Raw genomic sequence first — 10439 nt, forward strand, 5'->3', positions numbered from 1 at the left:
TTTTACTTTTAATTAAACTTATTAAAGATATAATTTTATTCTCCAAACTTTTAAAATCCAAAATTAAGGTTGTATTGTCATTATGGAAAAAATCACAGATATAATTGAATCCATTGCTAATGAGAAAAATTTACAAATAGAAGATGTAAGAGAAAGAGTTAAAAAAGCACTTATTAATACTGCTAAGAAAATTTATGGCGATAAATATGAATTTTTTGTTGATTCGGGTAAAAATTTGCAACTTTATCAAAAAATCATCGTAGTAGCTGATAATGATGGAAGATTAGAAAATGAAAATGAGCATTTTATCGCTTTAAGTAAAGCAAGGGCCGAAGCTAAAGATGTAGAAATTGGCGATGAGCTAACTTATGAATGTTCTTTGGAAAATTTAGGCCGTACTGCTGTAAATATCTTACATAAAGAATTAGAATATAACATTCAAAAACTCTTAGAAGAAAAAATCTATGAAAAATACCAAAAAATGGTAGGACATATGGTTTTTGGTAGCGTAGTAAGAGTAGATAGTGAAGAAAATACCTATGTAGAAATTGATGAGTTTCGTGCATATTTACCTAGAAAAAATCGTATCAAAGGTGAAAAATTTAAAGTAGGCGATGTAATTAAAGCTGTTATTAGACATGTATATATTGATAAATCGGGTATGAGAATGGAGCTTAGTAGAACTAGCCCTAAATTTTTAGAAGCTTTATTAAAAGCTGAAGTTCCTGAAATCAAAGATGGTCTTATAAATATTTATGCAAGTGCAAGAATTCCAGGCGAGAGAGCAAAAATCATCTTGCAAGCTAATAGCCCGAGTGTTGATGCAGTAGGAGCAACTGTGGGTATAAAAGGAGTTAGAATCAATGCTGTAAGCAAAGAATTAAAAAATGAAAATATTGACTGCATTGAGTATTCTAATGAAATGGCAATTTTAATCACAAGAAGCCTAGCTCCAGCCATTATAAACTCAGTTAGTATCGAAGATAAAAAAGCTATTGTAACGCTAAATAGCGAACAAAAAAGCAAAGCCATAGGAAAAAGTGGTATTAATATACGCTTAGCTAGTATGCTTCTTGGATATGAGATAGAGCTTAATGAAGTAAATAATGAAGATAAAACTAATAACCAAGAAGAAGCGTTCAAAAACCTTAAAGCTTTATTTGGAGAAAATTAAAGCTGCTTACCGACAGTTTGTTCGGTAAGCTTTCTTTCTAAAACTAAATCCACTATAGGTTGTTCTCTTTTATTTGCCTTTTGGCAGTGATTTTTATCAAAAAAATCTGTGATTTTAATAACTATTTTAGCCCATCTTTTATCACGCTCTCTCCAAGCATGAGACGATAAAGACTCCCAAGCATAACCATTAAACAAAGTAGCATTGACAAAATGATCAAGCGCTCTCACACCTTGTCTAACCCTAGCAGGATTACCAAAAGTACCCACTATAACAATAAAAAGATAACTAATCACCGCTAAAGGAACGATAGCGCAAAGTAGTATAGTTCCTGCTAATTTTTCTTTCATTTTTGCCTTTTTATAAATCTTATGTTCATACCATTTGCCGATCTTATAGTAAGTCTTCCTACTATATCAGGTACAAAATTTTCTTCTAATTCTAACTTATAAGTCCTTAAAATATTAGCTAAAATCAAAACAGCCTCTTGCATAGCAAAACCCTGCCCTATACACACACGCTCTCCCATACCAAAAGGCATATAAGTGTCTTTTTTAATCTTGCTTTTATCTTCATGGCGACTTGGATCAAACTCATGTGGATTTTCCCAAAAACTATCATGTCTATGAATAAGCCATGGAGCTACTACTACACCTGAACCTTTTTTAATAAGCTTATCTCTCATTTTGTTATCATTTCTTGCTTCTCTAGCAAAAAAGCCAACTGGTGGATAAAGTCTTAAACTTTCTTTAAACACATTTGTAAGATATTTCATTGCTCTAATATGTTCTATTTTAAACTCTTCATCACCCGCAACTTGCATGATTTCTTCATAGGCTTTTTGTTGCTCATTTGGAGAAATACTTAAAATATATAGCGTCCAAGTTAGCGAGCTTGCAGTGGTTTCATGGCCTGCTAAGAAAAGCATGGCAACTTGGTCTAAAATTTCATTAAAAGAAAATCTCTCATTAGTATCTGCATCTACCACCATAAGCAATGATGATAAAATATCTTCATATTTTCCTTGATCATTTAGAGCATTATCATATCTTGGCTTTATAATATCTGATAAAACCTTGCGTATAACTCCACCTGCTTTAAGTCTTTTTTTCTCACCTAAAAGATTTGAAAGCCAAGTTGGGAAACGAAACATTCTTCGCATAGCTGTTTTAACTGTTTCTTCTTGCACAGTTACAAAAGCATCCAAAACAAGTTTACCTTTTTGCTCATCAAGTTTTGATGACATAATAGTTCTAAAAATCACATCTGCAGTCACAAAAGTCATAGCTTCATCTACTTCTATAATCGCTTTATCTTCATACCTTGCAAATCTTGCCATCATATCAGAAGCTGCTTCACTCATCAAATTAAAAACCTTAGAAATCCTTGTCATTTCAAAAGAAGGTCTTAAAAGTTCTCTTTGCTTTTCCCATACTCTATCATTAGTTGTAAAAATGCTTATGCCCAAAAGTGGCTCCAAAAGCTCATGTAAAAGTTGGCTTTTTGGATATTCTCTAACCTCATCTACCATAATGCGTCTAACTTCTTTTGGATCATTTACTACATATAGATCAAATCCGGGCATTTTTACTCTACCCATCATCATTTTATAGCTTCGCTCATAAAGTCCATCAAGCCAAGATCTTCTTTTTAACAAAAAAGTAGTTAATGTAGAAGCTTTATTTTTATAAGGCTTTGGATGAAAAGGACACTGACCCATGTTTTCCTCCTACTTGATTTTTTCTTCTAATTTATTTTTACCTATAATAAATTCAAAAAAGTTATATACTCCTTGAATTTGTGTGGCAAATAAATATAAAAAATGTGCTTTATATTTGTCTTTTTTGATTTTTTTATAATCTTTGTTTTTATATAAGGTATGAAATTTAGCCGAAAGGTATTTTGGACTAAATTGTGTTTTCACTCCGCTTGTGCGTATAAAATCAACTTGTGCAAAACAAGCCCCATCGATAATAGAGGTAAAATCATACCATATTAAATTCTTACTTCCTAAGTACTCTAAGTCTTTTCTAAACTCAAAAGATCTTTTTTGATAGCTTACCAAAGGTATACACTCGCCTAAAGTTAAAACCTTTAAATTTTCAAAAGAAATATTTTCTTTTTCACATTTTCTAAGCACTTTTGCTAAAACATTTATGCAAAGCACCGTTCCTACGCTATGTGCGCTTAAGATGAGCTCATAGTTTTTATCATTTGCATTTTCTTTTAGTTTTTCAAAAATAACTCTAGCAAAATCATCCATTCTTAACTCAAGTTCACCTTGAGAATTTTTCTCCCAGTTTGCACAAAAAGAACAAATTCTAGCTATCCAAAAAACAGCTAATTTCTTGCCTAATTTATAAAGCATTTTTGGTAAAAACACTAACGATAAAACAAAAGCTAAAATTCCTAAAATAATATGAAAATTTTGCAAATAAAATAAACTTCCAAAAGCACAAAATAAAGTAAAAATCAAACTCAAAAGCACATAAAAAAATGGATAATAACCTGTGATAAGTTGATGCGGGGATTCTTTACCAAATTTTAAAAAAAGCCCTGTGATGGTATAAATTCTAAAAAAACTATAACAATCACTCAGAGCATCTTTTATACCCTCTGACCAGTTTTTTTTGACTATATCATTCCAGCTTAAAAAGGTGTAAGAAGTACTTGTATGTGGGGTTTGAATTTGCCAAAAAGGATAAATATCAACTTGAGCTTTTGATAAAGTATAATCATAATTTAAAAGTGTATTCTGCTCGGCTAAATTTTTTTTAAACATAGCATAATAATGCCTATATCCTCTAGGATCATAACCAGCTATATAAAAAACATCTCTTTTTTGGCATATTTTTTTCATCAACATCCTAAGTAAATTTAATACTGAATTTAAAAATATAGCTAAAGTTGTTATCTTTGTCAAATACCTATTTAAAGATAAAATGAGGGGTTTTTACTCTGAAATTATTCATTAAAAAATATTTTATAAAATAAATAAAAATTAAAAAAATCAAGAAAGAACTTATGGATGTAATCTTACTAGGTGGTAGTAATAGTGTAGTTAAAAATGGTCTTAGGATAGGTCTTGAAAACAAAGACATTACATTACATAATTACGCTTTAGGGCTTAGTACTTCTTTACAAAATCTTTATGAGTTAATACGCCATGAAAATACTATAAATAAAAGTGATTTTCTCATCAGTGAATCAAATATCAATGATTATTTAAGCCCTATGAGTTTAAATATTATACTTAGAAATATTGATTATTTTTATGAAGAACTTTACAAAGCAAACAAAATTACTATAGTGCTTATACTCCCCATACCAGCTTGTAATGATAAATCAAAAGCTATCAATGAAGCTCATAGGAAAAATTGTGCTCATTATGGTTTTAATCTAATCGATGTAGATCTTTACTACCAAAAAAATAATCTTTATGATTTTGATCAAAACTATAAATTCCACCCTATGCCACTAGCTATGCAAGAGCTTGGAAAAAACATCGTTAAAAATTTACACAGCTTTAAAAAATCTAAAGAAAATATCATTTGCTCAAAAAGAAAATTTCATATCTTTACGCCCTCAAATTCAACTAAAATAGAGCATAAAAACTCATTTTTTTGTGAAAAAACTACAAAAATTAAAGCTAATGAAAAAATTATTTTCCCAAAAGAGTTAAAAAACTATCAAATCTTAGGCATACACACTTGGAATCACACTAGCTCATCAACCCATGCTATATCATCTATAAGCATTGAAAACTCATCTTTTAAATTAATAAAAAATTTTGGACTTATCAATACTTTTCAAGATATACAAAATGAAAAAGCAATTTGTGATGAGCAAACCTTTTTGCATGTTAATACACAAATTATCAAGCAAAGTGAGGAAAGTTCGGGCTTAAGCATAGCAAATGAAAAAACACCAAGGCTTGATTATGTGGACTTAATAGGAATTTTACTTTTAGAAAATGATAATAATAAAAAAATTGAATGTAAAATTCAACTTACAAATGCTTGTGAGCTTTTGATACCACCTATAGCATTTTATAAAGAATTAGTGCTAGAATACCATGAACTAAAAAAACTTGATATGCAAACATTTTTACAAAGTCAAAATCATAATCTTTTGCGTTTTTTAGACCACAAAGGCTTAAAAAATGAATATGAGATATTTATCCACCAAAACAATAAACTTTATGGAGCTAGTTTAAGGATAAAAGAAAGATTAAGCTATAAGCTTGGAGAAGTTATCATGAAAAATAGCAAAAGTTATCTAGGGTATTTTAAAATACCTTTTGAATTAAGAAAAGTCAAAAAAGATCATTTTAAAAATCAAAAAGATCAAAAAAATCTACCGCCACTAAAAGCTTATGCTGACTATAAACACGCTCAAATAGCTAAAACACACTTGCCTTATCTTTTAGGTAATGCACTTTTGCAAGCTTCAAGAACTCCTTTTAAAATAGGCTATTTAAGTTTACCTTTTAAACTAAAAAAATTGCAAAAAACTATAAAAAGAAAATTTTAATCTAAACTAGTATTTTTGAAAAAATTCCCATTGACTTGGGTTTTATATATCACATAATTTCTAAATTTAGCATGTAAAACCGCATCAGGCTTATATGCCCTGCATTCTTTCCAAAAAGTATGCAAGCTTTTTTGATAAGTCAAACCTTCTATATCATAAAAAGCTTTTCCCATAACTTTTAAAGGGCTGTTGTGATATAAAGCAGAAAGTCCTACTGTGCTATTTATGACTATAGTACCTCTTGCATTGATTAAGAGCGTAGGTAAGTGTAAGTCATGTACATATAAAATTCTACCCTCGACATTGTATTTTAAGCTCAAATCTTCTATAAGTTTAGTATAGTCCCTATAGCCACGATCCATAGGATGGTGTTTAAAAACTAGGTATGACTTTGCTTTGGCATGATTAGCAAAAGAGATAATCACCTCTTCTATAAATTTTTCTGTAGTTTTTTTATAATGATGGGAGAGTTGAGTATCATTATGCACTTGTAAAATAGCTAAAAAATACTTTTGTTTTAGAGAAAGAATTTTTTCATTTAAACTTTTTTCTGTGATTTTGTATTTATTTTTTCTATATACTGAGCAAAACCAAGGTAAAAAGTCAAATAGTTTTAAACTTCTATGATGTAAAGAATTATTAAAATACCAAGAAAATAAAAAAGCAAAAAGCCAGTATAAAAATGAAGCAAAGGCCATATTTCTAAAAGTGCTTGAGAAAGTTTTAAATTTAAAATCTTTATCAAATTTTTTCTGACTTAGATAAAATTCTTTTTCTCTTGGTAAAGTGGAGTTTGCATTTACTCCATCCTTTTCAAAAGTAATGAAGTTTGGTCTTATATAACCTTCTTCAAAAATCCATACTTCAATACCCATTTGCTTAGCAACATTAATGGCTATCTCATGCACTTTTCTACAATCATTATACATAATGATAACTTGAATTTGTTTTTCTTCAAAAAGCTTTTTATAAAAGTCTTCAAGCTCGGCTAAGCTTTTAGTATAGTTAATGCTTTTAAAAAGATAAAAGAAAAAATCTCCACCATTAAAATTTACTTTATAAACCTTAGCTTTTGGAATTTTTGTAGCAATTTTACGAAAAAACCCTCCCACAGGTCCTTGGAGTAATAAAACATTTTTACCAGAAAATTTTTTTAACTTTTTACTTAAATTCATCTAATCAAAATAAATTCTACTAATCTTCTTATTTTTCTTAATATATAAATTCTTATATCCATAAACCAACGCAAATAAAATTTAGAAAAATAATCTTTTTGCATTTTTAACATTATATCTAATGCAAGCTCAACTTCACATAAATTTTTACTTTTTGGATGGATGTATCTTGGATAAAGGATCAAAACTCCTGTAACCAACTCTTCTAAACTAAGCACTCTTGTACGTCTTGGAATTTTATGTAAATCGCTTGTCAAACCCCAACCTGCATAAAAAGGCTTACCATACACCACTACTTTTTTGCCACGCAAAAGAGCATCAAAACCGCTTGTAGAGGTTATAGTGTGGACTTCATCACTCGCATTGATAGCACTATCTATACTGATATTTTCTATAATCTCATCGCAATATTTTAAAATAATGCTTTTATCTTTTAAACCTTTGCGATTACCACTTAAAACATCAGGGTGAGGTTTAAAAACTATAAAGGCGTTTTTATTGGCCTTTCTTACGCTTTGTAAAAGTTTTAAGGTATCATAACCTGCACCACCTAAGATCATAGAAGCATCATCTTCTACTTGAGCAGGGATTAAAATGATTTTTTTATCGGTATTAAAATTTAGCTTTTCATGTTTTAAGCCATTATATTTTGAAAATTTATTTTGTGTAATGGTAGTGATGAGTTTTTTAGCTCTTTGTTTTAAGCTTTCATCAAATTCATGATTTTGCAAAATATCTTCTAAATCGCTTGGCTTGTTTGGATCAACATACAAACCTTTACTATCTATTATCAAAGAAAAAGGGCGTGTAAGATCTGAACCTAAAAAAACAGAGCGTAAAAAGCCATCTTCCACTAAGAAAATCTCATTATTAAAATCTTTAGCCAATAAAGTTTTATCATACTTTTTACCCCAAATAAAAATTTTATCTTCAGGTTTTAAATTCGCTTTATAAAGCCCATCAAGTGAGTTTAAAAAAATGATTTTATTGTTTTTGGCTTTGAAAAATGGCTTCATAAACCAACGCTTCCACAAAGTAAAACCTAAAAAATACAATTTATTTGAATTAGCTTGTTCTATTTTTTTATACTTTGCTAGAGTATAAATAGTATCAAAAATATCACTTTTTTGGTTTAAATAAGGGTTAAAATACTCACTATACAAAATATAAGCAGCATAAAAAACCTCTTCTAAAGTTCTTTTTTTAAGTCTTCTTTTGCACTCTAACTTATCTTGAGTTAAACCCCAACCTGCATAAAAAGGCACGCCATAACACACGCATTCTCGCCCTAACATCAAAGCTTCAAAACCCATACCAGAAGTTTTAGTATAGACTTTTTTAAAATGACTTAGCAATTCTATGGGATTATAGTTTTCTTTTATAACTACGCATTTGCTTGGTAAATCTTGTACATTAAAATCGCTTTGCTTTTTACCGCTTAATACATCAGGGTGAATTTTAATATATATTTTAGCATTTGGATTTTCTTTGATAGCTTCATTTATGATATCTTGAGTTGAAAAACTATCAGCTAGGCCAAATTTAAGAGAAGCATCATTTGCTACTTGAGTGATGATTAATACGCGTTCTTCATTAGTGCTAAAAAGCTCTTTTGGCACGCAAAGATTATTATTATACTTACTAAGTTTTTCTTTTTTTATAAGCTCTATAGCCTTTTTTGCTTGCTCTAATTCTTCGGTGCTAAACTCATAAGTGTTTAAAATATTTTCAAGTTTAGATGGAGTCATAGCATCATAGTAAATTCCCACATCATCTTTGACGATAGAAAAACTTGGACTATTTTCTACACCCAAATTCAATGAGCGTAAAAAGGCATCCTCTAAAAGCAAAAATTTTGCATTATGTTTTTTAGCTAATTCTATAGCTTTTAAACCTGACTTTTTTCTACCCCAACCTACAAAAACATCTTCCTTGGTAATATTTTTATAGATAAGATATAAAGTTATTTTACAAAAGCTTTTAACATTTTTTTTTAATCTTTTAGATGTGGTATAAAATTTCATAATCTCTCTTTAAATCAAAGAGAGATTATATCAAAATTAATCCCTTATTTTACTTTTGGGAATATTATACCAATATTTATTTTCCAAATACTCTTCTGGAGTTCCAAAAGAAAAATAATTATCAACGATTATATAACCTATCTTATGTGTTTTAATTAACAATTCAAACACATTGTCTATATAGAATTCACCGTTAGTTTTTACATCTTCTTGGAATATTTTATTTATATATTCTAATAACAAAGAATTTTCCTTAAAATAAAAACTTCCTATCATTACTAAATTTGCATCATTAGATCTATTTTTAACAAAAATATTATCTATTTTATTATTTTCCCCATCTACCCAAGTAAAATAATGCGGATTATTAATATTATATTTAGAAGCATGTGTAACAAATACAATAACTTCATATTCTTTTTGCAATCTTATAAATTCCTTATTAACATGCTTGGCAATCAAATCACACGGAAGAATTAAAACATTACCTGACAAATCTCCACAAGATTCTTTATAAGAATATGCCGCACCAATCTTATTCGGTTTTACGAACCTTATTTCTTGTTTTATATTTTCCCAATATTTTTCATGATCTTGCGCACCAACGCAAATAATATTCGTATCAACATTTTTTAAAGTATCAATTATATTTTCTATAATACTTGTTTTACCAAGAGGTAAAAATGGTTTTGGTTGGTTAAAATTAAGATTTAAAAATCTCTCTCCTCTACCAGCAGATAATATAATAGTATTTTGTATTTTTGTTTTTTCGTTATTAACATCTTGTGAGTTAAGTTTTTCTTTTACATATTCAAAGTCTTTTGGAGTACCAAATTGGTAAAATTTCTCTATAAAAGGATAACATAAAACATTTTCTATATAATTATTAGTTACAGACACATAATATTCCCCGGAAGCCATATCTTTGGCTTCTATTTGTTTTTTTATTGCTTCAATAGCCAACTTTAAAGTTCTGAAATAATAAATACCGGAAGAATAATATTCTTCAAATTTATTCTTAGAATTATATTTTTCTATAACTTCATATACTTTATAAGTATCGTCATACACCTTACATGCTGCATATACATTCTCTAAAGGTAATAAATGAGGATGATAACCAGTATAACAAGGAATTATAGCCTGAACATCTAGGTTTTTTTGTGCAAATTGTAGAAAATCCTTATAATTCCATTCTTGTCCAAAATCACAATAGCTAATAATAACTTCCTCATCAAGTATATCTTGCAACTGCGACACCACACCATATAAGCTTCCAGCAGGTCCTAATTTTTCCCCTTTGTAGACAATAATTTTCGCATTAATTTTTCTAGATAAAGCAAAATCTTCAAATTTACTTTTCTCACACTCTTGAACAATAAAATAAAAAATATCATTTTGAACATCAAAGCATTCAACTACATAGTCCAAGATAACTTTGTTTTTCATAACTTTAATAAAAGGTTTTAATTCTTTATATCCAGCTTCTTTAAATCTCTTGCCTACTCCAGTTGCAGGTATAATAATATTCAT

8 protein-coding genes are annotated in these 10439 nt (G+C 28.9%); 2 read left to right on the forward strand and 6 right to left on the reverse strand.

Annotated elements, in window-relative coordinates; genetic code table 11:
- Positions 1–82: 82 nt before the first annotated feature.
- Entirely contained in the window at positions 83–1174 is a 1092-nt protein-coding gene (gene nusA / locus L8X27_RS02340) for a transcription termination factor NusA (RefSeq protein WP_263671032.1), read from the forward strand.
- Here the strand turns inward: nusA and L8X27_RS02345 are convergent.
- Genes L8X27_RS02345 through L8X27_RS02355 form a run of 3 tightly spaced genes read right to left on the reverse strand, consistent with a single transcriptional unit; the run spans position 1171 to position 4034 of the window.
- A complete protein-coding gene (locus tag L8X27_RS02345) occupies positions 1171–1524 on the reverse strand; it encodes a membrane protein (RefSeq protein ID WP_039627957.1) in 354 nt (117 codons plus the stop codon). The genes nusA and L8X27_RS02345 overlap by 4 nt on opposite strands.
- The gene (locus tag L8X27_RS02350) at positions 1521–2894 is read right to left on the reverse strand and encodes a cytochrome P450 (RefSeq protein ID WP_263671033.1); all 1374 of its coding nucleotides are present in this window, start codon (positions 2892–2894) and stop codon (positions 1521–1523) included. The genes L8X27_RS02345 and L8X27_RS02350 overlap by 4 nt, the downstream gene beginning before the upstream one ends.
- 9 nt (positions 2895–2903) lie before the next feature.
- Entirely contained in the window at positions 2904–4034 is a 1131-nt protein-coding gene (locus L8X27_RS02355) for a DUF829 domain-containing protein (protein WP_263671034.1), read from the reverse strand.
- A 164-nt stretch (positions 4035–4198) separates the two neighbouring features.
- Between L8X27_RS02355 and L8X27_RS02360 the strand changes: the two genes are divergently transcribed.
- Positions 4199–5707 (forward strand): SGNH/GDSL hydrolase family protein, encoded by a 1509-nt coding sequence (locus tag L8X27_RS02360; RefSeq protein ID WP_263671035.1) that lies wholly within the window; start codon positions 4199–4201, stop codon positions 5705–5707.
- Here L8X27_RS02360 and L8X27_RS02365 read toward each other — a convergent pair.
- Genes L8X27_RS02365 through L8X27_RS02375 form a run of 3 tightly spaced genes read right to left on the reverse strand, consistent with a single transcriptional unit; the run spans position 5704 to position 10439 of the window.
- The gene (locus tag L8X27_RS02365) at positions 5704–6882 is read right to left on the reverse strand and encodes a capsule biosynthesis protein (protein WP_263671036.1); all 1179 of its coding nucleotides are present in this window, start codon (positions 6880–6882) and stop codon (positions 5704–5706) included. The two genes, L8X27_RS02360 and L8X27_RS02365, sit on opposite strands and share 4 nt — an antisense overlap.
- Positions 6879–8906, reverse strand: a complete 2028-nt coding sequence (locus L8X27_RS02370) for a capsular polysaccharide biosynthesis protein (RefSeq protein WP_263671037.1) — start codon at positions 8904–8906, stop codon at positions 6879–6881. The genes L8X27_RS02365 and L8X27_RS02370 overlap by 4 nt, the downstream gene beginning before the upstream one ends.
- 36 nt (positions 8907–8942) lie before the next feature.
- The gene (locus L8X27_RS02375; RefSeq protein ID WP_263681004.1) at positions 8943–10439 is read right to left on the reverse strand and encodes a sugar phosphate nucleotidyltransferase; all 1497 of its coding nucleotides are present in this window, start codon (positions 10437–10439) and stop codon (positions 8943–8945) included.

This window comes from Campylobacter sp. CNRCH_2015_1657 (assembly GCF_025772685.1).
Lineage (GTDB): Bacteria > Campylobacterota > Campylobacteria > Campylobacterales > Campylobacteraceae > Campylobacter_D > Campylobacter_D lari_D.